Origin of the sequence: Halosolutus halophilus, assembly GCF_022869805.1 — an archaeon.
GTDB classification, from domain to species: domain Archaea; phylum Halobacteriota; class Halobacteria; order Halobacteriales; family Natrialbaceae; genus Halosolutus; species Halosolutus halophilus.
In genome coordinates this window covers 4,014,532-4,036,087 of the sequence record NZ_CP094974.1, presented here as the reverse complement: position 1 = coordinate 4,036,087, position 21,556 = coordinate 4,014,532, and the positions used below count along the sequence as shown (strand labels likewise).

The window sequence follows — 21,556 nt, the reverse complement described above, 5'->3', positions numbered from 1 at the left end:
TCGAACACTGGCCCTTGCTGGGCAGCATCAGGATATTAATTTCGGAGTAGTCTGGCATATTTAGCGCTGACAACGTCTCCTTGACCGGTTGGAGGACATGAACCTCGCAATCGGTGCACCCTCGACCAATGACTCAATTATTCACACTCAAAGAATATGACGCTGCGGCCGTAAGCGAAAAACAATGTCGGAACAGCCTATCTCTCCGTTCAAGTACCTCTGGCAATTCTACTATCCGTTCCGGTACTGGGACAATAGACTTGAGAAGATCAATCAGTATAACGAGGCTGATAAATTAGAGGCGCTTTACAGTCTCGTTCAACTCACCGACATCTACGCCCACGTTTTTGCTGCATATGCTCAGAACCCCGAGATGCCGTGGTTCTTCGTTGCAGAAGAAACGTATCGGGGGGATATAGACCATGTCCTTGAGGCGCTTCGAACCGACGGGATAGCGACCGTTGGAACGCTTTCTGAAGACCTTGACGGGCTAGCTACTGTCGAGTCAAATGAGGAGTTCGACATTCACGAACTGGATGCTTTAGCGGCCGGACTTCTCGGCTGCCCCCACGAAATCGACCCTGAAAACAAAGAGGTCGAGTTCATTGAGGATCCCGATCTCCACAGAGGTGCGAGTAACGCCATCCTCGACTTTGCAGAGAATAATGTAGCCCTGCTCAACGACTTCAAGCACGGCTTCCGCATCCTTCCTGTAACTCCTTCTCACCTGAGAGGGATGCTGGGAAACCAGTTCCAACTCCCTGAAGAACAGAGAGAAGACTTTGAGACCCAGATCAGTGAATTAGAGGAGAGACTCGGAGAAGATAAGTGGGGGTTCAGCTTCATTCGACTCACCTCCGAATCGACCGATTACGGTTACGACTGCAGCATTGACCTCTATCACGTTGACGCATGGGCTTGCTACAAATTTGCGGAACTGACCCTTGACGCGCTTTACAATCTGATAACTCCCCAAGGTGGAATGCCTCTCGAAGAATCCCTGTCTGAAGTACCAGTTCCGGTACTTGAAGGAGAGGACGTAATGTTCGATCACATCTTCGGACTTGCATTTCCGCTTCGTGATGATCCAGAGACGGTTGTTCCTGAGGAAGAATTCAGGGGGTGAAAACCAGTACAACCAGAGGAATCAAAACTATGTCAGATGAACGCGAAATAGACCTCAAAGATCATAAGAAACGCCGGATAGACGACCCCCATCATCCCGACCATCCGCACCGCAGGAACGAACAGGTCGCGTCCCATTGAGACCGAGAAGAAGCCGTAATTTGGTTCTCTAACGTCAGGATCCATCTCCTCAGGGAGGTAACCTGGCACGTTCTTCGCGTGGCTATTGCCCATGACTGCTACGACGCGACCGCCGTCCGCTGCGGCTTCCTCAATCTTCTTGGCGATCTTCTTGTCCCGGTTATTCCCGGACTTCTTCGTCTCGTAGATTCGGAGGATAATGATCGGCCCGAGTCCAGCCATCAGGAGAGTCACGGCACCATACACGTGATGTCCAAGAAACCCCAGCAACGCCGAGAGAAAGATGAGAGAGTAGAACAGGACGAATGCTGTCCCGACCACGATCTTGTGGGAGTTTTTGATGAGAACTGCATCAGTCTCACGGGTGTAGACCACGTTAGCCTCTTGCCCCTTTGCGATGTCGACCAGAGTCTGGTGATCCGTGTAGAGAAAGCTGGCAAACAGATACTCAAAGATCATCATTGCCACTCCGAACCAGCCGTGAAGCCAACTGAGTTCCGTTTCCTCCTTGCTGCCTTCGATGACCAGTATGTCGACCCCTTCTGCCAGTATGTCTCGCTCTTCCCGGAAATCCCCTCTACTGGAATGTACCTCACCCTTGATGATAACTTCGGACATTATTCATCCACGGATATGATAATTAAGCAATTAAATATTTCTCCGGGATCGGGGCGAATTGATTCAGATTACCCCACCTTGTCGTGCAACACTTCCCCCCGCGGAGGGACCGACTGCCACTTCGCACGAGCAATCAGCGTACGCAGCTCACAGTCCTCGCCGACGCCCGTGTAAATAATCTCCCACCGTAATCGCGACGGTCACACATGGCGTGAACGACAGGCATTATTATCTCACCGGACGGAACACTCAAGCGCCTTCCCTGAAATGAACTGTGTGTGAACCGAACGATCCTCGTGGTCTTCGTGGCCCTTCTCGTCGTTCTTTCGGGATGTGCGAGCGGCACTGAAGGAACCGAGGATGCGATCGACGACCCGCAGGCGGTTGGGGACGCCCTCGAGGTCGTCGACCTGAATGTCCAGGACGTCTCGCCCGATGAGGAGTTCATCGCCCTGGAGAACACTGCCGATGAACCCGTCGATCTCTCTGGGTTCGAACTCCGTGATCGAGAAGGTGGGCAGGTCGATGGCGGCCTCTCACCGTTTTCCTTCCCAGATGAGTTCGTCCTCGAGCCCGGGGAGACGGTGAAGGTAACGACCGGTGAAGGCGACGCAACAGAGACCGAACTGTACTGGGGGTACAACGTGAATATCTGGCGGGGCGAGGGCGACGTGGTCCGGCTCGTCGACGCCAACGACCAGATCGTGCTCGAGCACGCCTACGGCGATATCGATCTCAATGAGTCGGACGACGATTCAGGTGTCGATAACGGCGACGAGAGCGATGGAGACGGTGCGAGTACTGTCGAAGGCGAACTCGAGATTCATCACATCGACGTTGGGCAAGGCGACTCGACTCTCATCATCACGCCAGCTGATGAGACGATCCTGATCGACAGTGGGGACTGGCGACAGGATGGCAGTGAGGTAATCGCCTACCTCGAAGCACAGGGGATCGATCGGATCGACCACCTGGTCGCGACACACGCCGATGCCGATCACATCGGCGGCCACGCCGCCGTGATCGAACACTTCGAGACGAACGGTGAGGGTGTCGGGGCCGCGTACGATTCGGGCGTCCCATCGGATTCCGCTACCTACGGGAACTACCTTGATGCTGTCGACAAATATGGTGTCGATCTTCTCATCGTCGAAAGCGGTGATGAACTGCCGATCGAGGGCGACGTCTCCGCCCAGGTGATGAACCCACCCGCCGGGGATTCCGGGGGCGATGTCAACGACAACAGTGTGGTGCTGGCGTTCGAATTCGGCGACTTCCAGTATATGATGACCGGCGATGTCGACACCGGAGTCGAACAGGATCTGATCGACGAGTGGGGGAGTGATCTCGAGAGCGACGTCTACAAAGCCGGCCATCACGGGTCAGCGACCTCGTCGAGCGAAGCCTTCGTAGATACCGTCGATCCGGAGACGGCCATCATCTCGAGTGCCTACGACTCACAGTACGGCCACCCGAGTGACGAAGTGCTCGAACGGTTTGCCGAGCGGGATATCGAAACGTACTGGACGGGAGTCCACGGCGATATTATGGTGCGGACCGATGGCACGTCGATCGATGTGGAGACGTGCGAGTCGTTCTCGACGGACGCCGAGGACATCCTCGCGGAAACGCCCGAATCCGACGACGAGACGACTGCACTGGCATCACGTCCGCGTGTCGCAGGTGGGGTGGCCAGTGGGATTGATGGAGCTGTCGCCCCTGTGATGGGGTGAGAACGATGGATGGGACCTACACCGGCGTTGTTGACCGGATTGAGGACGGCGAGATCGCCGTGATCTTGCTCGAGGAGGACGAGCAGGTGATCGAGCAAGTGAATGTCCCTGTTGATCAGCTGCCCGAGCCCGCTCAAACGGGCGGTGGCGTGCTTTCGGTGACGATCGAGGATGGCGAGGTGGTGTCAATGGAGTACCGGCCGGACGCGACGCGCGACCGCCGTGAATCTGCGCAGGAGAAACTGGATCGGTTGTCGGAGAAGTTGTCCGATCGGGAGGAATGAGCCGGTTCTGGAGTTAGCAAAGAGAGAATCTCAAGGAAGGACCAGCTATGGTACACGAGTGGACCTGTTCCAGAATTCTCGTCCGATAAGAGGTGAATCTTGGACGGTCAAATGCTCAGTACAGACGAAGTAGTTATAAGCGTACCATCGCCCTCTCCGCTACCTGTTAAAATCCACGCGCTGCGTTCAAGCGATGTATCTCGAACTGCGTTTCTGGAAGTTATCGACTTAGACTGTATCACACAATAAAATAGCCATCTTACCTTTCCTTCTAAATTTATTTTATCACAATATTCCAAGATATTGCCGACCTACACCGAATATTTTTCCGTTTCTTTTCCGTAATAGCCATATGGACCCGAATATCAAATACGCACGAAGGCAAATTTCGAAAGCTGAAAACAAACTCGATTATTGTAAAGAAATATGGGTGATAGAAAGAGAAGAGATTGAAGATGAGATTGAAGACGATACCTCTGTTGCACTTAAGGTCTTGGCCAGAGGGTTTATTGAAGCCGGAAAGAAATTTCAAATAGCAGATGTTGTGATTGATTCTCAGTTTTGTATAGAACAATCTGCAAAAGCAATATTCAAACTCGAAGATAAGGATCCTCCAGGAACACATGCTATTGAGTTAGATGACGACCGGGCTATAGGCCTTCTAAATGAATTGCCTGATGAATTAGACATAACAGAAGATGTTAAGAGAGTTATATTTTTAACAAAAGTTTGGAAACCTTACTACGAGGTTGCTAAATACGGGTACCCTAAAGCGAATGTTCCGTCTCATTCATTTATGGAAGCGGAAGACGCGGACAGGGCAATATCTGATGCTGAATTTTGCTTAGAAACAGCTCAGAAATTACTGGATTATTATAACTAACATCTAAATTATATACTTAACTCCAGAAATTTTATGATCTCTCACCGATCTCCAAGTTGTCGACAGCCTCTCTCGGCGTGACGTCCCACGAAACGAGTCGATCGGCGGCCAACTGCCACGCGTGATCGGCAAGTTTGGGATCGACGTCCTCGGTTTCGTAGCTGAACTCTGCGAGTGCGATCGCAATCAGAAGATCTTCCTGTCGAACGGAGAGCATCACCGGCGTTGGCCGCGGCTTTCGATAAAAAGTATCGGAAGAAACGGAAACCACTCGGTGATGGTTAACTGACAAGCCATCCATCTGAGCAGTATGGCCGCACACGCTGAACACGCCGTTCCCGAGCTTCCGTCTCTCGACCCCGAAGTGACACTCCTCGAGTCGACTGCGCCGGGCCCGCTGCACGCGCTCGTCGTCGATCACGTGCTGATGGAGCGATCCACGGCCTGGTGGATCGACACACACGGCTACGCCCAGACCGAGCCGCTCGTCAGGATCTCGCCCAGTCAGCGCATCCTCGATCGGATCCAAGTGGCGCGGGCATTCACCGCTTACCAGCACTACACGCTCTGCGAGCGGTTGCTAGGTGACGAGAGGTTCGCAGCGCCCGGCGTCGACGAGGACGACGTCGGCCTGGTCATCGTGCCAGCGATCGACGCGTTCTATCGCGACGACGACCTCCAGGAGTGCGAGGGGCACGAGATGCTTGTCCACGCGCTCGCGCGCTTGGCAGGTGCGGCTCGACGGTACGACTGTCCGGTGTTGGTCTCGCGAACGGACGACGACGCGTTTGCCGAGCCGGTCGCCTCGTGTGCTACGGATCGCCTCGAGTGCGAGGAGACGTCGGAGGGGCCGCGGTTCAGCGGTGAGAACTTCGAGACGCTAGTCTACTCGTTGGGGGACGGGTGGGTCCAGACGACGCTCGCGTTCTGGGCGACCGTCCTCGAGCAGCGGGAGGCTGTCTATCCGACGGCGATCACTGCGGGTTCGATCAGTGAGGTGGCCTGATGGGACGCACGAACCCAACCTATCGCGATCGGTTGCGTCGCCTCGAAGAGGACTGGCAGCCGTTCCGCCGCGCGCTTCGGCAGGAGTTCCAGGAGGAGTTCGACCAGTTGTTCGATCACGGGCGCGGCTTTGCCGACGCGGCTGGGATCCAGAACGAGATGACGGTGATGGAACCGTTCCTTATCTCGGTCTGCCTCGCACAGGAATTCCGGATTGAGGAACTCGAGTCAGAGATCAAGGAACTTCGCGCTGAATTCGATTAATCCATGGGACAGGCAAGCACACGAATCACGAGTAACGCGAACGAGAATTACTGTCACGTCTATTTTCTCTGAAAGTGTAATCCCCAGTATGAACGCTTCAGATACGGGTATACAAGACTCTCCGAATCTCAAACTGGTACACTTTCAATCATACCATCATATTTATCAGGGTCTGGCTAGTAGCTACTACTACCGATAAAGCCGTGAGAGGTCGATGACCTCGCAGAGGTGCTAAAAGCACCTCGTCTGCTGGGTCCTCGGGTCTGGATTGAAGGTTCGGCGATCCAGCAGGCCAGCGGGTGGGAGGCCGACCACGGTCCGGCACTAACTTCTCTGAGAGGCATCACCGGTCGTAGTTATCGAGATCGTTCTCTAACTTGACAAGAGATGTCTCGCTACAGGAGGTGATACGGTCGTTATCGATTGCGTCTATCCAATTCGTATCGCGTTTGTGATCTTCTGCTACCGCCCCGGCAAAACAGTCGGCAGCTTGGATTCCAGAACTGCTGTGCGAACTATTGTATTTCGGATCCGAATTGGGAACGAATTCTTCGATGTGGCTAGCGATGTCTGCTGAGTCCGATTGTGAGGCGACGTGATCAAATTCGAAAATCACACGACGTGCATCGCGAGCTCTCTGCTCAAAAAGCAGCTCGCCATAGGCGTACCCAGTGAGAGCGAGGTCCCAATCGGGTGGAAAACTGACGTCCTGATACAGGAGATACTGATCGGTTAATGTTTGGAGCTGCTCACGAGTGAACTTGGCGTACCCGAGTTCAGTATCGTCGTTCTCTGCGAGACAGTCGATGAACCGCCGCTTCTGGATCTCGGTGAGATCTGACCATTTCGCTTCCTCAACGTCCGAAACGTTACGGACAGTCTGTTTTGGACATTGCCCTGCCTGGATAATATCGCCGAAGACAACCGCAACGACGACAACATCGCAATGGCCGTTAATCAGACTTCGAAAATGGCCAGACACGTCGCCGAATCCCTGCATTTAGCCGAGCGAATAATCGCATCGGTTTGATATAAGTCTGGCGAGAAAAATAGCCTCTCGGTTACCGTTCGGACCACTGATCCTTGACCGACTAGATGCGCTTGTACTTCTCGACACAGAGGTCGAAGACATCTTGCTCAACAGCCTCCAGTGTCTCGTGCTACAGGACGCGGAACCGATCGTAACTAACACGGTCACCGTCGACCTACAGCCGCTCAAGCTCGATATCGAGCATCTGCTCTTTCGCCTCCTGGATCCGCTTGTATTCCTCGACGTCGGGATCATCGCCATCCGAGTGGACGTTCGCCAGCTTCCGACGCGCCACCGCCTCGACTATCTCTTCGCGGGCGAGAATATCTTCTAATCTGTTATTGGCCACTGTGCCAACCAGTTCAGAACAGTCTGTTCGGCATCGTCGGGATTTGTAATCGAGTTCGTTCCACCAAGCAGGTCTTTCATTCCGTCACTTGTCGCTGCTGGCTCCACTACAGTCGCCTGTTTCGCTTCAGACACACGACGAAGTCGAGTGACCGACGACCCACTCTCTCCACACCGACCGCAGACGAACTCCAGGCTATCCACTTCCTCTGGAGTTGCTTCGCTGACGAGCACCTGAAACAGCGGATCTCCCGGTAGAAGCATTCGAATCGACGGGAACCCCTCAGCAATCTCTGGCTTAAACGACACTACAACACCACTGTCACTTCCGAGTTCTGCCTGTGCAGTCTCACCCCGTGACTCCGGCATCGCTACCGCGCCACCATCTGGCAACTCCAGCACGTACGCGTCATCAACGACTTCGTCGAAGTCATCGGCGCGAGTATGATTTCGGAGAGCAGTAAACGTCCACTCAGCCTCTTCAAGCCGGTCACTCTGCGTCAATAGTGTCTCGATCGTTTCCAAGCTCACCAACGGCTCATACGAACGATCACCGGTACCGATTTCTTCAAACGCCGGGTAGCAATACGGTTCCCACCCATCAAGCCCAGAACTCTCGATAATCGACTCTCGCGTCGATGCGTCACCAGCCTTACTTGTCAGGCCGGTCTCTTCAGCTTTCTTCCGTACACGCTTCGCCCGCGAGTCCGCCTCTTCAACAACTTGCTCGCTAGGCTCTCCAGTGTCCTTCCCGTCGGAACCACCCATTACGGCGTCTTTAATATCTTGCTCGATACTGTTCAGGACGGGACGCATCGGCCCGACCACGTTCTCGAACAACTGCAAACGCCCTTCCAGCTCCTCGTAGATATCGCCGTCAATGCTGTCCTTGTACGCGTAGTTGATGATCTTCACGATCTCGTTCTTCTGACCAATACGGTCAATTCGACCGATGCGTTGTTCGACTCGCATCGGATTCCACGGCAAATCAAAGTTGATCAGCGCATCCGCAGTCTGGAGGTTCAACCCTTCACTCGCGCTGTCTGTGCAGATCAAGATGTTAGTGTCTCCATCGGTGAAATCACGCTTGATCGCTTCTTTACCGACGTTAACCCACTCGCCTGCTGTTTCGTCGTACTGCATCCCGCCCCCACCACTGTACGTACCGACGTTCGGATGCGTATCAGTCAGGGTCTCACGGATGTGCTCGAGTGTGTCGTGGTACTGCGTGAAGATGATGATGTTATCTCGGGCGCTCTGACGGAGCGAGCGAATATCTCGGCGCAGTTGAGCGACTTTCGGGTCTGTATGCGCCTGCTTGAGATCGTCTACGAACTCTTGGAGGGCTGCCCGTTCAGCCTGAACTACATCCGCTGCGCCACGACTGCTTGGCTGATAGGCGTCAAGAGATGCTTGGCCGATCGCCTCGTCGATTGTTGCCTCCGTTACCCCGGCATCCCTGCTAAGTTCGGAGACCTCCTCGGTCATATCCTCGACCTTCTCGTCCAGCTTCTCCATCCGGCGCTGGAGACTCTGCTTAATGGCATGCAGACTGCTCGTCAGGCGCTGGCGGTAAGTGGTCATCACGAAGCCCAACGCGAGCTTCTCCTTCCCGGTCAGCACCTTCTGCGACTGCTTGTACGTCTCATCAATATACTGCTCAACCTGATCGTACAGCGGCTCTGCGCCCCCCAACTCAATGCGTTTCGTCTCGACGTCTCGTGTTGGGACGGTGTCGTCGAGTAATCCGATGTCCTGGCACTTCTCCAGAACCGCACGAGTATTCCGGAAGATGCGGGACTGAACCGGTGTAGCCCACTGGGACGCCTCAACTAGCGCAGCCCATTCCGTTGGGCCACCGTCGAATATTAGTGAGCGTGGATCGTCGAATCGAGACGAGGTCTCTCGCACGCCGACGAGTTTCTCGAGGGCTTTGCGTTGTTGGATTGATTCTGTATCTGTCAAATCGACTAGCTCGTTTGCTTGGTCATCATAGCCGGGATTCGACGTGAGGTGTTCGTGGAGGAGCTGCCCGAAGCGTTCGATTCTGGGCCGTCCTTCGCCCTCTTCGAGATCCAGTTCCTTCTGGAACTGCTGGAGGACTTGTTCCTGTCCATCCGCGACGTTCTGATAGCGAGACCCGATGGTGTCGAGACTATCCTTGAGCGCTTGTCGTGTCTCGAAGAATTCGACGAATCGTTCCTTGTCGTCCCAGCCTTGGGGGAGATCACACAGCCTAAGGAGATCGTAGAGCTCGCCGACATTCAGCTGCATCGGCGTCGCTGTGAGTGCGTAGAGGCATTGAGAGTCATCTTTAACCCGTCCAAGGAGATCGTAGAGCTTCGTCTCTTCGCGAGCGCTGTGTGCCTCGTCCACTACCGTCAGGTCCCATACATTCCCATCGACTAATGGGGCGACATGTTCCTGGTTGTTCTCACGGCGGGCGGTATGCCATGACTCGATTACGACGGTCGGCTCGTCTCTCTCGGTAATGAACGATCCAATCGGCGTGTTTTCCCAAGTGTCGGCGTCGATGGTTCCGGTCGTGGGGATGCGGTTATTTTCCGAGCTCCCGAGAGGACCGATCATATAGTCGCCGTCGTAGGACCGCTCGTGGTAGTAGGCGTGAATGTTGAACCGGTCAAGGAGTTCGTTCTGCCACTGCTGGACCAGCCCCGCAGGAACTAGAAACATGGCGTTCTCCACCTCCCCCACCTGTATCAATCGTGAGAGCGTTAGGCCAGCTTCAATGGTTTTGCCAAGACCGACTTCGTCGCAGAACAAGAGGTTATTCGGGTAGATACTGACTGCCGTATCGGAGATTGTGCGTTGGTGGGGCCAGGGAGTGACAGTGCTGATTTCCTCCGCAAGATGTATCCCACCGGGCGTACGCCCGGCAAGTGAGACCACGCCGGCGGTATCGTCTTCAGGAACTGTCGTTTGTGGATCGTGGTTTTTGACGCGTTCGACGTGTTCGTCGAGCGAGCCGTCGGTGTCTTTCCAGTCGATGATGCCCTGGCGTGCGGCTTCGTCGAGCTGGTAGACATCGACGGAGGGGTGGAAACCGTTCCAGAGGGCGTTGAACGTCGAGACGTCTTCTTCGACGTACTTTGCTTCGCCGCGACTCCATGAGCGATGGACTTTGAAGCGTTCGTAGTTGTACTGCCACGCACTGAGTGTCTCGTTGATGCTCCCCTCGAAGCTGATCTTATTGCCGTCGCGATCCACACCGATGCCGAGCTTTGGATGAAAGAGCCCGTCACCGGCTTTCGGGTCGCCGACCTTGATTTGGAGGTCACCGCGATCTAAGAGGGTGGCGATAATGGCGAGTTGGGATTCAACCCACGGTTCGAGGGGTTCATCCGCGTCAGGGAACATCGCACCTTTTTCGCGTTTCTGGAGGTCGGCACCAGCGATGACACGGACAGTCCCGTCGGTTTCGAGGAGGGAGTCAACGCCTTCAAGGGCGTGCACCAAGCTGCGCAGACTGAGATAACCGGCGAGTCGATCATACCGGATGACTTCGTCGAGGAATGGCCGATAGAACGTCTCCATGAGCGTTCGGTTGGTCCGGAACTCGCTCTCGTACACCGGTTCCCATGAGACGTCCTGTAGCGACATTACTGATGGTCACCGAGTTCGGTTTGCCTGTTTTCACCGGACATATCGATGTGATCAAGGTTGATGTCTAGGTAGTCACCCGTTTCACCAGAGACTAGATTCACCAGAGTTTCCCGCATATCTGATTCCGTCGGGAGAACCTCTAAAAGAGCTGTAATGGTTGCTTCAAACTCTTGGTTCGACTTGAAATCTCTGTCCGAGAGCCAATCCCAAGCAGCACGGGGTCCTTCCCGCTCGTACACGTGAATCGCTGCGTGAACTGCATCGATTGTGTAGGTAAACCGCATATCAGTCGGATTCACGGGATACTTTCGAGAAGAGGGGTTGTCGGCGCTATCACTTTTCAGGAGAACGATGTCCTGCACTCGGTCATCCTGGTCTTTCAGGACGATGTCCTTCTTGCTCTTTCCCCAGATTTTCGTTGTGCGCTTGATGTTGTCAATGTCCACGTTCGCTGCGACACCGAGCTGTCGAGCTTCGTCATAGGGGATGGTATCGTTTTCGTAGATCAGCCAAGAGAGGATGTACCATCGCGTGAGTGAATCGAGTTGCTCGAGACCTTCGGTCTTGAGGAAGCGTTCAGCAAGAACACCAGTTACTGCTTCTCGTGCCTGACCAAGCGCTTCTCGTGGGCGAATTTCTTCGCCCTTCTTATTCACCACTGGGAATGCTTCTGCGTATTTCTGAAGCGTCGGACCGTATGCAGCAATCGCCGTGTCTGTCTTGGAGATGTTATAGCCTGAGTCGAGAATTTCCTCAGCACGTTCACGAGCAGCTTGCCGAATCCCCTCTTGAACATCCTCCCAAAGTGTCCGTTCTGGTGAATTAGTTACCTGCTTGCGAGCAACAAGGAAAATAGAACTATCCGCGCTCGCTTTGCCCTGCATACCGATCCTGTCTGACATCTCTGTCTTGATTGGGTGTGTTGCAGTAATAGTGAATCCAGCACTAATGAGAGCGGAAGTTAGAGTGTCCCAAGCGTCCATTTCCCGATGAGTGAACATCACGGTCATAACGCCGCCAGGACTGAGGAGTTTTTGGACTTCTGAAAAGATCTCTTGCATCTTACTCTCGTAATGTTCATCTGCAAGCTCTTTCTTCGATTGCTCGTCGTCCGCGATCTCCTCGAATCGATACGGGTTTGCTACCGCTTCGTTATCCTTGTCTGTCAGATTCGAACTGTAGATCTCTGGGTGAATATCTTCCATATACTCCTTCTGGATGACATAGAATACATCCGAAAGCTCTGCATACATAATACTGCTATAATACGGCGGATCAACGATTGCTGCGTCAACCGAACCGGGATCAAACTCAGTCGTCAACTGACCTGCATCCGTAGATACAACTTCCGCACTTTCTGTGTCCGGGAGATACGAAACTAGCTTCTCATATGCATCGAACACGTGCTCTGAATGCTTCTGATATCCTCTCCGGGGGGCAGATAGATTGTTGTCAACCGTCATCCGCTTCAGACTAAGGTTATTATCAGTGAAGATATGGCTCCCATAGCCTCTTGAATCTCGCCACTGATTGAGCCTCGTATTATAATTCATAGCCCGACTTCCAGCTAAAGCAAGTATCGTCAGAATTGCATTCGCACGTTTCGTATCGTACTTGCTCTGGATTTCGGGCTTCTGCTTACGGAACGCATTTACAAATTCATATTGTACGACCAGCTGGCGAGGGGTGAATATGTCTCGCCACTCATCCATCCCGTAGCTGGTCGGGTCATTGGTACGGCTACTCACGTCTATTGGTTCACTTAGAAAAGTGAGGAGATCGAAATCGCTCTCGACTCGTTCAGCAGCTTTCGCTATCCCTTTCTGGTCAACTTCCCCGCCAGCACGATAGACACGGTCTCCACTTTCGGTCTCGTAATTCACTCCGTAGATGCTGTACTCAAATTCACCGTCGTGAATCTTCTTCCGAACGTCCTCTTTCTCGTTCACGACATCACAGTGGGGACACTCGGCACTCCGTCCCCTCAGTGGTGCCTCTTTTGGGTCATATTCCGGTTCGTTCTCAACGCGAACGTGGGTATATTCTACTGTGCCATCCTCGTAAATCGGCTTAATCGCATCCCCACCGTCCGATTCCTTATTCAGCCACCACTTGGAGACGAGCGGTATCTCCCCACTACATGATTCACACTGAATGATATACGTCATCGCCGAATTGAGGATCTGGCGACCAGGCTCTTCCGTGGGGTAGTAGGGTTCGATGTTCTCTCTGGCGGTCTCGAGGATTTTGTCTCGCCATTCGCGGATATCTGGATCAAGTGACCCAATCTCGGGCGCGTACTCCAAGCCGGCCTTCAGAATAAGTGAAGGAACGGGATTCAGCTCGTTCGCTTTTGCTGGAATTCCATACCGAATAGTCTCGAAGGGAATAATTCCCCGCCCTGCGGTTGGATCCAGAATTGTTGGGAGTTCTCCGCCCCACGCTTCACGGAGTTTTGACTGAAGCTGCTCGATCTCGGCCTCCGTCGGGGACTGTGTGTTGGGGTTCGGGTACCCGTAATGATCGTCAAGAGTTCCACTCCCTTTCTTTTCGGTGAATTTCTTCTCGACATAGTCAGTAATACCGGTGTCCAGTTCCTTCGGCCCAATTTTCATAAGCCGGAGGAGTTCGTCAGAGTCGAACTCGCCGGGGTACACCGAGGCCAGCACAGCTAGCCGGACCGCTGGAGTAGGTCGTGCAGCAAACCATTTGTGTAGGCTCCGGAGCGCGTGATAACGGCCGGATTCCATATCTTTCTGACTCTCAATATCGATTGCATTGAGAGGAAGTTTCGACTCGATTGCGACGTTCTCGGGAACCTCTGTTTCGTCGAGGAATGATTTCTCAGACATTGTTGGCTATTAGATGTGGTCGGTGAGTAGGACGCGAAGTGCTTTCGTACCGCTGGGGGAGGATGGCGAGCGAGCCTTGGCGTGCCAGTAGTAGCACTCACCCAGACTCATCTGGTCGATTCCCTTCGCAACTTCTCGGAGACGGTCCCGGCGTCGCATCGGCTTCATCGCACGGAACGCGATCGAAAGCCGAACACCAGCAGCCTCCGGGAGACTGACGCTTGCTGGGCCTCCTGTACAGACGGTCTCGGGATCAAGACTCAGCTCACGAAAGGTGGATTCGATGAGGTAACTCACCTCGTTGAACGCTCCGCCACGCAACGTAGCGATACGAATCGTACACCAGTCATCCCAGTCGTATGCTGTATCGTCTGCTCCCGGGAGTTCAGACGGAGAGCTTTCGCCGATGATTGCCTCATTCAGTTCGCATACTGAGACGCTCACTGACTTTTGCGCTCTCTCGAACCGTTCCCGGCGAGCGGTCGCGATATCACGGGGAGCCAGCTCGTACAGTGAGATTTCGTGCTGGTCGTCGACCCGATCGCGCGTCAACACGAACGTGGGTCGATTTCCGTACGCACCGGTGGTGAAGGCGAACGAATTCCCCTCTGCTATCCCCCGGCTCATACTTGAGCTACTTCGCTGGACTCGATTACACGAATTTGCGTGTGCATTGTGACGGTGAACGCGTTGTCGACCGCGAGGAGTCCGTCGAGTGCGTCGAACGTATCCCCATAAAGACGGTCATCGCCTTCGTCGAACTCGATGGCGAACTCGGCCTCTGCGGTACGACCGCCATCAGGGTTCGCGAGATCCTCCGGCTCCATATTGAACCGGAGATGGCTCGCGAAGACGTCCGGGCGTCCCTCGAAATCGACTTCAAACTCCGATTTCGAGTCTGCACCGTCGTTGGCCTCATAATCGAAGTCCATTATCGTGTCCTCCGCGAAGTCCTCATCGTTGCTGAGTTTGTTTGCGGTGAACCACGCACCTTTCCACGCATCAGCTCCGTCGATATGAATCCACACACCTTCGACAATCGGCGTCAGTTCGTCAGGGTGTCCGTTATATTCCTCGCGAGCGCTGGTGAGTTCATCGGCGATGTCAGCCCGCATCTCCTGAAGTGCACGGGAAACGTGTGCCGGTTCGGAGGTGCGAACCTCGATGAGTTTACTGAACGGCTCAGGCTCGTCATCACCACCACCTGAACCACCACCTGAACCACCACCGCTACCGCCGCTAGCCCCCTTATCATCGCCATCCGTTGTCTCATCCTCTATCTCTTCGTCTTCGTCAGGGTCCTCCCACTCGGTCTCACTCCCTACGTCGTCAACCAGCTCGTCGAGAGAGGTATAGAGTGTGTGCGACTGTGAGAGTTTAACGTCCTGGTAGCTGAGATCTGCGTGGAGATTCTTCGCGTCGTCGATCTCGTGGTCGTCCGCCATGAGCGTCGTTCCAGATGTGTAGTACCCGATCTTCTGCTCATCGTCCCAGTATGCGTACCCGTCTTCACGAACGAGTTGGGCAATCGTCTTTCGCAGGGGAATCGGTGACAGTAGGATCTCCGCGTCCTGACGCTTGCCGAACTGTTCTTCGATTGCCCGCGTCGTCATCGAGGCCGCACCGACGTTCCAGATCGTCGCCTCGAACCAATCAACACCGTAGGCGTCCTCACCTTCGGGGATGATAGCGCCTGCCTCATCGAGTTTTTCGATGACACTCTGATGGATGGTGCTGTCGGTCGTGACGTTCCGATGAGCAAGCCCATCCCCAGTAGGGAAGTAGAGGTGCGTGTACGCCTTCTTGATGTCTTGATCCAGCGTACCTTTCGCGCTATCTAGTCGTTCACCGAGCTTGTCCTGCTGTTCGGTGTTAAGTTCGTGCTGATCGCCGAGGTTGTTCTGGATGTGTTTGATGGCGGCGACGCGTTCTGCAGTCCGCTTCGCGTCTGTCACGTCGTTCGCGCTCGCCGCGAGGAAGACGACGTTGTTTTTGAATACCCGTGGCGTCTTCTGCCCACCACTCGACGATGCCGTGTTCTTGAACAGCGTTTGGATTGCCTCTGGGACTGTCTCATAGTCCGTGATGGTAACTGTATCGAAGTCCATCACGCACAGATGTGCTTCGTCAGCCGTATCCGGAATCTCGTGTGGTTCCTCCGGCCCGACAATTATATTGAGGCTACCCTGACCGAGCGCCTCGTCGAGAGCTTCTTCGAGGTGCCGTCGGGCGAGCCCGTCTTGCAGCTGCTCGACGACGGAATCGATGAGTTTCGTCAAATTCGGCTCGGACTTGAACTGGATCTTCTCACCGTTGTCTCCGTGCAGGTAGAAACACGCAGACCGGCGACCTTCTCCAAGGAGGTTATTGAGCGCGTCATCGTAGTGCGCCAACTCAACCTCGGTATTGGCGATTGCGTGGCGAAGTGGACGGCGTGTGGTGCCACGCCCGTCGGCCCCTTTGACGATGCTTTTCCAGAGGATCGCTGTCGTAAGGTGTGTTCCAAGCGGTGGGTGGCCGTTCTTGACCCAGTTCCGATCTTCCTCTTCTGCGTTCGCCGTCCCGTCTTCCGAGTAGATGTCGGCTTTGATTGCGGCTTCGAAGTCCATATCCACCGACGAGAACAGTCGGAGGAGCGTCGAACGAACGTCCCCATCGGAGGGATGCAGATCGAACAATCGAACGAAGTGGCGTTCTTGGTTGTCGTTCTGGTGCTGCCAGAGTCGGTATACTGCGCGAGAGAGTAGCTTAAGCGCTCCGCGAGTACGCTGGAACGACGGAAGTGAGTCGAGTTCCTCTGTGAGTGTATCGATGACCGTAGGGTGAATTGGATAGCTGTCTTCGAGGCGGTCTCGATGTTCCGGACTTGCCGCACTATCTGGGAAGGAATCTTGATCCCCCGCGTAGAACGATGCGTAGGCATCTACAGTAGCGTCGCGACCATCTCCTTCGACGCTTTCGAACAGACGATGTCGAAGGACAGCAGCAATTTCGTTGTCTTCGGTTGGGGTGATGGAGCCTTCGACTCGGTCGCTGATGCTGTTGAACTCTGAGATGGTCTCGGAGACGAGCCCGCGAACGTCCTCAGCTTGATCCGCAAAGGCGGTATCCGCGATGCTCAGAACGACGGTAACCTTGTCGTTGTTCTGTGTCGCGGACAGCAGCGACATCAGGAAGGTATTCGTTTGCTTTGCGAGCGTCGAATCCCCGATTTCGACAGCGGCAGCTTGTTCGAGATATGCCGCGATCTCGTCGATGAGGATGAGCGAGGGGTTGTCGTTCCGCTCGAAGAGTCGTTCGAGTTTGGTAGTTCCTGGAGGGGTTCGGTTCTCGTCGTTTTCGCGCAGGAACTCATGGCCTTCACGGCCGAAGAGCTGGTATGCTATTTCCCCCCACATCGTCTTCGTTGCCGGAGCATCAGGATCATCGTAGTTCGAACGGGCGTCCTCGGCATCAACGTGAGTTCCGACGAAAACCGCTGTGTTTGCATCGAGACCGAGTGCGGCGGCGTCGGTATACTCGTCAGCGATGTCCTGATCGAGGATGAAGTCAGAAAGATCGGGAACAGCACTCGGTGATTCTGCGAGATGATAAGCGGCGATCTGGTTGTGGGTTTTCCCACCACCGAAGCTGGTGTCGAGCCGGAGAATGCCGTTGGTGCCGGTGTAGTCGTCGTTATGCGCGCCGACGAAACGAGTTGCGAGACGCGTGAGCAGTTCCTGAAGACCGCTAGTGGGGTAGGTTTTCTCGAAGAAGAGACGTGGGTCAGCGTAGACGCCGGGTGCGTCGTTGCTATGGGCGACGTCTGCGAGACTGGCCGCGAATTGGTCTTCGGCGAGTTCACCGGTTAGAACGTCTTGGCGAGGTACACATGTGTCGAAGATACTCGGCGGTCGATTCGTCTTACCGGCGATTGTGGGCGTGTCGCTCATTCTTTTGTAGAGGTAGTACCATTGGTGCGTTCCTTGAGGAGCGTCTTGATGACGGAATCAAGAGACGTATGCTCCTCTTCGTCTTTTATTTCCTCCAGTTGTTCTTTCGTCCAGCCCTTTACTCGTATCATTGGCATGACCATACCCTAAAGTATCTACTGTCCTGTATTTCCAACATAGTCGGTAATCGCTGTGTAAACAGACAGTTGTCTTAGTTGTTTGGTATTTCAGATATCAGTGTGAAGCAATAGGTGTGGATCCGGTCGTCCAAATCACGCGCTTCAAATTAACGGAACACAAGAAGGTACCACCCCGAAGCGCTCGGTCAACCGCATTCGGTGAGCATAGAGTGCAATCTTCCGGCCGTTCTAGCATTGAGTTTGGCGGACTCTGATCGCACGCAATGACGTACTTCTTGTCGGCAGCCTCTCCTTCAGTTCGAAAGTTCACTATGTCGCCGGCGTCGTCGGGTTTGTCGTACTGATAGGGATGTTCGGTCGGTCGGCGTAGTGATGACTCGCCATCTCGATTGAGACGGCCGTCGCGCCCCAGCGCTTGAGCTCGTCGACGACGCTCTGGAACGACTCCTTTCGCGTCAGCGAGAGATCACTCGGATAGGATTTACGCTCTGCAGGCGGGGTCCGATCGAGGTGGACGGGCCAGTCGACGCTTCGGTCGTCGGTCTGCTGGGTACTACTCATCGTTCACCTCTTCGCGTGGATCCTCAACGAGTTCGTAGATACCCGTGTCGTAGAGGTCGCGGATGTGATCGTGTTCAGCCAATCGCGTAAATCGGCTTGAGACCCACTGTCTCGAGGTGTCGATGTCCTCCGCGCGCATGAACAACGTCGGTGACGCACGGCCCTCTGTGGCGAGGTACTCGACAATTTGTTTATCGAGATCGTTCAGGTCGTCGGGTGTGAGGGTCACACTACTATGGTTTCTCACCGCCATTTACAAGTGCAACGTTTGGGCGGACCGCTGATATAGTTTCGGACATCTATAGACTAACGCTATTTACATTCGCAACCTTTACAAGCGCAAGTGTTCTACTATAGAGTGAGCACGGAAGTCGGCCTCAGAAGATGGCCGCGGGCGTTCCAGCGCCCTCGACCGTGCTGGTGCAACCAGCGTATGAGTGTTCACACGCAGACCGACGAAACGATTTCGGAAGAATCGGCAGAAACGGAACCCACCCGGATCGACATAAGTACGATCGCGGCCCAGACAACGTCGACGGTCGACGCGCTCCCGGACTGGGGCGTCCACAACGCGGCGTGTCACGCAGTCCGCGATACGCTTGAGCGCGTCGTCGAAACGGAGGGGATCTGAAATGCAGGTCAACACGCGCCCGAAACCGGACTGGGAGGCAGCCTATCAGCAGTACCGGGGCCCCGAACCGTCGATCGACGAAGCCGAGGCAGTCGCCGGTCCCGAAGGCCTGCTCACCGACGGCGGCGAGGATAGCCACACCGAACCCACCGAGACTCCGCTGCCCATGGCCGACGGTGCAGGCGACGACGATCGCGATCCGCTGCACGTCGGCGATCACGTCCAAGACGTCACCGAGGACGACGACGAGAAGACGATGATCGTCGTCGAAACGACGCCGTACATCGCCGACGAGTACCGACTCGAGGGTACGAACAAGACCGTCGCGGACGTCAACCCCGAGTTCGATCCGACCGACATCGTCTACGGGATCGTCTACCCCGATCGGACGACCAAGTCGATCGAGACGCTGAAGAGCTATGCGTTCCCCCGGGGCCGGCTCGAACGCGTCGCAGCTGTCCACGACGTCGGAGGTGAGGAGTGATGGCGATCGAGGCTAGTAGCGCCGACGTCGCAGGGGCGCTCGAAGGTGAGCAGGTGACGCCACTCCCACGATCGTTCCTCGTCGAGGCCAGCGGGCCGGCGACGATCATCCGGGAGCACGGCGACGTGACCGAGCGGACTGAAGGCGAGGTCGAGATTTCCTACCGGATCGAGACCCTCGAGGAGTTCGGCGAGTTCTGGGCCCTGCGGAACAAGCGCCATCCGAAGCAGGAGGCGATCAACAGGCTACTCGGGCGGCAGGAAGACGACCAGGTCCGGTACGACGAACAGGCTGCTGAGTGGGATGTCCAGATTGACGTCCACGTCCAGGCCTACTTCGGCCTCGCCGAGACGATCGTCGAGTTCGACGGCGACCTCGACGTCTTCGACACGCCGGATCGACGGTTCTTCCAGCGCATCGCGAACAATATCGGCAAGAACGTCGACGAGTTCGTCGCGGACTTCGCCCACGACCTGAAACCGTCCTCACTGTGGGGACCTGGCACGCGGATCGCAGAACTCGCTGTCAAGCACGGCAACCGGGAAGACCTCGATGGAGCCGTCGAGGCACTTTGTGAGGCGCTCGAAGAGGATGATTGACGAACTCGGCTTCGAGTACACGACCGTCGACGGCTGCCGCCGCATTCAGATCGTTCCCGATACGTCGGGGCGCGACGGGTGACAGATCGAAGAGGAACACACTGGGGTCACGTGACGCGAAGTCGGTCGAGAGCCAATTTCCGGTGTTGAGATTGAAACAGCGGGTATCACGATCGGCGAATAGTTATTTTGACCCTGTTGAAACTCTCTGTTGTTGATGGGGACTCGGCGGTCGTGTTACGTATAGGTGGACGATGTAACGCGACTGATTGGAATTCACCCAACTCCTGTCAAGAATCGCGTGCTGGATAGAGAGGATGGATGCAGCAAACCGACATCGTTTATTCCAAGCGGTTCGTGCTGAAGCTGCCGATCAGTAGACCTGCGAATATATCAGTGAGGGTTGAAGCAGCCTTCATGCAACGGTGAAGCCGGAGTAGGCGGATATCTCGGTGAATGAGGCCTGGAAGCACGTCGTCGAGTTGATGGCTATTCTTCGATCTCGAATTGTGGATTCCAGACTACTTCCCACAGATGGTCGTCTGGGTCAAGGAAGTGACCTGAATATCCGCCCCATTCACGGTCACGTGGTGGGTCAGTGATTTCTGCGCCTGCTTCGTCCGCTGTCTTCAGTACGGCATCGACCGCTTCTTTCGACGCAACGTTGTGGCCGAGGGTAAATTCTGTAGAACTGGGTGCTACCTCCTCAACGTTCGCGTCTTCCGCGATTTGCTGTTTCGGGTAAAGTGCAAGCTGCAAGCCGTTATTCAACGGGAAGAAAGCAACAGCTCCACCTTCAAATTCAGTTCCGACTATACCCTCCGTCGGCCAACCCAAACCTTCGTGGTAAAAGTCGAGTGACGTTTCGAGGTCGCTGACTCCCAACGTGATGACGGTAATTCGTGGTTCCATAAGTGGGCTCGCCTGTTCTGGACTGACGGTTTCCAGCATCGTAGAGAATGGACTGGTGGGGAGATATACCTAACCCTGGCAACACGACGGCGAGCCACAGTGTCAAGAGAGCTATCGATCGTGTTCGATGTGCAAAACGATTCATAATTCACCTGTACTGAGCGATCACGTTCCTGTTGATCAAGTCTGGCTCGTGATACACTCCGCCCTGTATCTTGCACGTCTCGGATCAACCTCTCCAGAAACTGTCGAACCGGTGTACGAGATACAGAGGCTGTGTGCAACATTTCTCTACAATTTGGTATCGATGCGTGCCGCATTTGAGCCCTCTATTCAGCACACCAGCTAAAACCTATCATCACTTGCGGATTTCAACAGAGCCGTGAAGAC

At 54.8% G+C, this 21,556-nt stretch carries 20 protein-coding genes; 10 read left to right on the top strand and 10 right to left on the bottom strand.

All coding sequences use genetic code 11. The features are described from left to right. Nucleotides 1-184: 184 nt before the first annotated feature. Nucleotides 185-1,126: a hypothetical protein gene (locus MUG98_RS19945; RefSeq protein WP_265109170.1), complete on the top strand. Its 942-nt coding sequence runs from the start codon at nt 185-187 to the stop codon at nt 1,124-1,126. A gap of 32 nt (nt 1,127-1,158) precedes the next feature. On the opposite strand, the gene MUG98_RS19940 is transcribed toward MUG98_RS19945, so the two are convergent. Further along, a complete protein-coding gene (locus MUG98_RS19940) occupies nt 1,159-1,884 on the bottom strand; it encodes a hypothetical protein (protein WP_265109169.1) in 726 nt (241 codons plus the stop codon). A gap of 278 nt (nt 1,885-2,162) precedes the next feature. Here MUG98_RS19940 and MUG98_RS19930 point away from each other — a divergent pair, with 278 nt between their 5' ends. The 3 genes from MUG98_RS19930 (at nt 2,163) to MUG98_RS19920 (ending at nt 4,784) form a co-directional block, all read left to right on the top strand. Next, a complete protein-coding gene (locus MUG98_RS19930) occupies nt 2,163-3,617 on the top strand; it encodes a lamin tail domain-containing protein (protein ID WP_425601061.1) in 1,455 nt (484 codons plus the stop codon). Between the two features lie 5 nt (nt 3,618-3,622). Next, complete coding sequence (locus tag MUG98_RS19925; RefSeq protein ID WP_265109168.1) at nt 3,623-3,901, top strand: DUF3006 domain-containing protein; 279 nt, start codon at nt 3,623-3,625, stop codon at nt 3,899-3,901. 352 nt (nt 3,902-4,253) lie between these two features. Further along, nucleotides 4,254-4,784, top strand: a complete 531-nt coding sequence (locus MUG98_RS19920; protein WP_265109167.1) for a HEPN domain-containing protein — start codon at nt 4,254-4,256, stop codon at nt 4,782-4,784. 31 nt (nt 4,785-4,815) lie between these two features. Here the strand turns inward: MUG98_RS19920 and MUG98_RS19915 are convergent, their stop codons facing one another. Beyond that, nucleotides 4,816-5,001, bottom strand: coding sequence for a hypothetical protein (locus tag MUG98_RS19915; protein WP_265109166.1), 186 nt, complete (start codon nt 4,999-5,001; stop codon nt 4,816-4,818). A 93-nt stretch (nt 5,002-5,094) separates the two neighbouring features. Here MUG98_RS19915 and MUG98_RS19910 point away from each other — a divergent pair, with 93 nt between their 5' ends. Continuing rightward, a complete protein-coding gene (locus MUG98_RS19910; RefSeq protein WP_265109165.1) occupies nt 5,095-5,790 on the top strand; it encodes a hypothetical protein in 696 nt (231 codons plus the stop codon). Further along, the gene (locus MUG98_RS19905) at nt 5,790-6,053 is read left to right on the top strand and encodes a DUF8156 family protein (protein ID WP_265109164.1); all 264 of its coding nucleotides are present in this window, start codon (nt 5,790-5,792) and stop codon (nt 6,051-6,053) included. Before MUG98_RS19910 ends, MUG98_RS19905 begins: the two co-directional genes overlap by 1 nt. Nucleotides 6,054-6,396: 343 nt before the next feature. On the opposite strand, the gene MUG98_RS19900 is transcribed toward MUG98_RS19905, so the two are convergent. After that, on the bottom strand, nt 6,397-7,053 hold the full coding sequence (locus MUG98_RS19900) for a DUF3800 domain-containing protein (protein WP_265109163.1): 657 nt from the start codon (nt 7,051-7,053) through the stop codon (nt 6,397-6,399). A 133-nt stretch (nt 7,054-7,186) separates the two neighbouring features. On the opposite strand from MUG98_RS19900, the gene MUG98_RS19895 reads away from it, so the two are divergent. Then, the gene (locus tag MUG98_RS19895; RefSeq protein WP_265109162.1) at nt 7,187-7,417 is read left to right on the top strand and encodes a hypothetical protein; all 231 of its coding nucleotides are present in this window, start codon (nt 7,187-7,189) and stop codon (nt 7,415-7,417) included. On the opposite strand, the gene MUG98_RS19890 is transcribed toward MUG98_RS19895, so the two are convergent. The 6 genes from MUG98_RS19890 to MUG98_RS19865 all read right to left on the bottom strand — a co-directional run bounded on the left by MUG98_RS19890 (nt 7,414) and on the right by MUG98_RS19865 (nt 18,769). Next, complete coding sequence (locus MUG98_RS19890) at nt 7,414-11,052, bottom strand: DEAD/DEAH box helicase (protein ID WP_265109161.1); 3,639 nt, start codon at nt 11,050-11,052, stop codon at nt 7,414-7,416. The genes MUG98_RS19895 and MUG98_RS19890 overlap by 4 nt on opposite strands. Then, the gene (locus tag MUG98_RS19885; protein ID WP_265109160.1) at nt 11,052-13,907 is read right to left on the bottom strand and encodes a DUF1156 domain-containing protein; all 2,856 of its coding nucleotides are present in this window, start codon (nt 13,905-13,907) and stop codon (nt 11,052-11,054) included. Before MUG98_RS19885 ends, MUG98_RS19890 begins: the two co-directional genes overlap by 1 nt. A gap of 9 nt (nt 13,908-13,916) precedes the next feature. Then, the gene (locus tag MUG98_RS19880) at nt 13,917-14,534 is read right to left on the bottom strand and encodes a DUF7680 family protein (protein WP_265109159.1); all 618 of its coding nucleotides are present in this window, start codon (nt 14,532-14,534) and stop codon (nt 13,917-13,919) included. Next, the gene (locus MUG98_RS19875) at nt 14,531-17,839 is read right to left on the bottom strand and encodes an ATP-binding protein (protein WP_265109158.1); all 3,309 of its coding nucleotides are present in this window, start codon (nt 17,837-17,839) and stop codon (nt 14,531-14,533) included. Before MUG98_RS19875 ends, MUG98_RS19880 begins: the two co-directional genes overlap by 4 nt. 449 nt (nt 17,840-18,288) lie before the next feature. Next, nucleotides 18,289-18,540: a hypothetical protein gene (locus tag MUG98_RS19870; RefSeq protein ID WP_265109157.1), complete on the bottom strand. Its 252-nt coding sequence runs from the start codon at nt 18,538-18,540 to the stop codon at nt 18,289-18,291. Beyond that, nucleotides 18,533-18,769, bottom strand: coding sequence for a hypothetical protein (locus tag MUG98_RS19865; RefSeq protein WP_265109156.1), 237 nt, complete (start codon nt 18,767-18,769; stop codon nt 18,533-18,535). The genes MUG98_RS19870 and MUG98_RS19865 overlap by 8 nt, the downstream gene beginning before the upstream one ends. Before the next feature lie 204 nt (nt 18,770-18,973). Between MUG98_RS19865 and MUG98_RS19860 the strand changes: the two genes are divergently transcribed. From MUG98_RS19860 to MUG98_RS19850, 3 genes are read left to right on the top strand one after another with little or no spacing between them, the layout of a single operon-like run. Then, the gene (locus tag MUG98_RS19860) at nt 18,974-19,171 is read left to right on the top strand and encodes a hypothetical protein (protein WP_265109155.1); all 198 of its coding nucleotides are present in this window, start codon (nt 18,974-18,976) and stop codon (nt 19,169-19,171) included. A gap of 1 nt (nt 19,172) precedes the next feature. Beyond that, nucleotides 19,173-19,655 carry a hypothetical protein gene (locus tag MUG98_RS19855; RefSeq protein WP_265109154.1) on the top strand — a complete coding sequence of 161 codons (483 nt, stop codon included), beginning with the start codon at nt 19,173-19,175 and terminating at the stop codon, nt 19,653-19,655. Further along, entirely contained in the window at nt 19,655-20,254 is a 600-nt protein-coding gene (locus tag MUG98_RS19850; RefSeq protein WP_265109153.1) for a hypothetical protein, read from the top strand. Before MUG98_RS19855 ends, MUG98_RS19850 begins: the two co-directional genes overlap by 1 nt. Nucleotides 20,255-20,743: 489 nt before the next feature. Here the strand turns inward: MUG98_RS19850 and MUG98_RS19845 are convergent, their stop codons facing one another. Next, on the bottom strand, nt 20,744-21,205 hold the full coding sequence (locus MUG98_RS19845) for a VOC family protein (RefSeq protein ID WP_265109152.1): 462 nt from the start codon (nt 21,203-21,205) through the stop codon (nt 20,744-20,746). Nucleotides 21,206-21,556: the final 351 nt, after the last annotated feature.

Excerpts from the sequence above, each read along its gene's own strand:
- MUG98_RS19910 (WP_265109165.1), top strand. The coding sequence starts at position 5,095 with ATGGCCGCACACGCTGAACACGCCGTTCCCGAGCTTCCGTCTCTCGAC.
- MUG98_RS19885 (WP_265109160.1), bottom strand. The coding sequence starts at position 13,907 with ATGTCTGAGAAATCATTCCTCGACGAAACAGAGGTTCCCGAGAACGTC.
- MUG98_RS19875 (WP_265109158.1), bottom strand. The coding sequence starts at position 17,839 with ATGAGCGACACGCCCACAATCGCCGGTAAGACGAATCGACCGCCGAGT.
- MUG98_RS19900 (WP_265109163.1), bottom strand. The coding sequence starts at position 7,053 with ATGCAGGGATTCGGCGACGTGTCTGGCCATTTTCGAAGTCTGATTAAC.
- MUG98_RS19860 (WP_265109155.1), top strand. The coding sequence starts at position 18,974 with ATGAGTGTTCACACGCAGACCGACGAAACGATTTCGGAAGAATCGGCA.
- MUG98_RS19940 (WP_265109169.1), bottom strand. The coding sequence starts at position 1,884 with ATGTCCGAAGTTATCATCAAGGGTGAGGTACATTCCAGTAGAGGGGAT.
- MUG98_RS19905 (WP_265109164.1), top strand. The coding sequence starts at position 5,790 with ATGGGACGCACGAACCCAACCTATCGCGATCGGTTGCGTCGCCTCGAA.
- MUG98_RS19915 (WP_265109166.1), bottom strand. The coding sequence starts at position 5,001 with ATGCTCTCCGTTCGACAGGAAGATCTTCTGATTGCGATCGCACTCGCA.
- MUG98_RS19890 (WP_265109161.1), bottom strand. The coding sequence starts at position 11,052 with ATGTCGCTACAGGACGTCTCATGGGAACCGGTGTACGAGAGCGAGTTC.
- MUG98_RS19945 (WP_265109170.1), top strand. The coding sequence starts at position 185 with ATGTCGGAACAGCCTATCTCTCCGTTCAAGTACCTCTGGCAATTCTAC.
- MUG98_RS19855 (WP_265109154.1), top strand. The coding sequence starts at position 19,173 with ATGCAGGTCAACACGCGCCCGAAACCGGACTGGGAGGCAGCCTATCAG.
- MUG98_RS19845 (WP_265109152.1), bottom strand. The coding sequence starts at position 21,205 with ATGCTGGAAACCGTCAGTCCAGAACAGGCGAGCCCACTTATGGAACCA.
- MUG98_RS19880 (WP_265109159.1), bottom strand. The coding sequence starts at position 14,534 with ATGAGCCGGGGGATAGCAGAGGGGAATTCGTTCGCCTTCACCACCGGT.
- MUG98_RS19870 (WP_265109157.1), bottom strand. The coding sequence starts at position 18,540 with ATGAGTAGTACCCAGCAGACCGACGACCGAAGCGTCGACTGGCCCGTC.
- MUG98_RS19920 (WP_265109167.1), top strand. The coding sequence starts at position 4,254 with ATGGACCCGAATATCAAATACGCACGAAGGCAAATTTCGAAAGCTGAA.
- MUG98_RS19850 (WP_265109153.1), top strand. The coding sequence starts at position 19,655 with ATGGCGATCGAGGCTAGTAGCGCCGACGTCGCAGGGGCGCTCGAAGGT.
- MUG98_RS19925 (WP_265109168.1), top strand. The coding sequence starts at position 3,623 with ATGGATGGGACCTACACCGGCGTTGTTGACCGGATTGAGGACGGCGAG.